This is a genomic window from Sphingobium sp. DC-2 (assembly GCF_000722555.1).
Lineage (GTDB): Bacteria > Pseudomonadota > Alphaproteobacteria > Sphingomonadales > Sphingomonadaceae > Sphingobium > Sphingobium quisquiliarum.
In genome coordinates this window covers 1-1,225 of the sequence record NZ_JNAC01000128.1, presented here as the reverse complement: position 1 = coordinate 1,225, position 1,225 = coordinate 1, and the positions used below count along the sequence as shown (strand labels likewise).

Below are 1,225 nucleotides of genomic sequence, written 5' to 3'. Positions count from 1 at the left end.
CCTCCACCATGTCGGATGCCAGTTCCAGGCCGGCGCGGCCATGGGCGGGTGTGTGGGCCGGGGCTTTGGGATGGGGGACATAGTCTGGCTCCTCGACCTCCAGCATGCCTTCCCATTTGGTGATGACGGATGTGGCGATGGCGTTGCCCAGCACGTTGGTGGCGGTGCGGCCCATGTCCATGAAGTGATCGACCGCCAGGATGAAGGCTATGCCCTCGACCGGCAGGTCGAACTGGCCCAGCGTCGCCGCCACCACCACCAGGGAGGCGCGGGGAACGGCGGCGATGCCCTTGCTGGTCACCATCAGCACCAGCAGGATGGTGATCTGCGTCGCGATCGGCAGGTCGATGCCATAGGCCTGGGCGATGAAGATGGTGGCGAAGGTCGAATACATCATCGACCCGTCCAGGTTGAAGCTGTAGCCCAGCGGCAGCACGAAGCTGTAGATGCGGCGGGGGACGCCGAAGCGGTCGAGCTGCTCCAGCATCTTGGGGTAAGCCGCTTCCGACGAGGCGGTGGAGAAGGCGATCAACAGCGGTTCGCGCACATATTTGAGCAGCTTGCCCATGCGCCGTCCCAGGAACAGCGCGCCCGCGCAGCACAGGATTATCCAGAGCGCGAACAGCGACAGGTAGAATTCGCCGACAAGCTCGCCGAAGGTCTTGAGTACGCCCAGCCCTTCGATCGTGATCGCCGACGCCAGCGCGCCGAACACGGCGAAGGGGGCCATGCGCATGACATAGCCGGTCACTTGCAGCATCAGTTCGACCATCGCTTCGATGACGGTGATGATCGGCTTGCCCCTGTCGCCGATGGCGGTCAGCGCCACGCCCACGAACAGGGAGAAGACGACGATCTGCAAGATGGAGTTTTCCGCCATCGCCCCCACCATGGAGGTGGGGAAGACGTGCAGGACGAAATCCTTGAAGTTGAGCGCTTCGGTGTTCACGCCCGATTCCGCGCCCGACCGGACGAGGTTCAGCCCTTCGCCCGGCGCGAAGAAATTGACGAAGATGAGGCCCAGCGTCAGCGAGATCAGGCTGGCGATGATGAACCAGGCGAGCGCCCGCCCGCCGATCCGCCCCAGCGCGGCGCTGTCCCCCATATGGGCGATGCCAGCAACCAGCGTGGAAAAGACCAGCGGCGCGATGATCATCTTGATCAGGTGAAGGAAGATGTCGGCCAGAAGGTGAAAATATCCCGCCACATCCTTCGCCAGCGTCTT

Annotated in this window: 1 protein-coding gene; it reads right to left on the bottom strand. The window is 63.4% G+C overall.

All coding sequences use genetic code 11. The features are described 5' to 3' along the window. Positions 1-1,225 (bottom strand): dicarboxylate/amino acid:cation symporter (locus ET21_RS0121935; protein WP_030541368.1); only part of this gene is annotated, 1,225 nt, incomplete at both ends.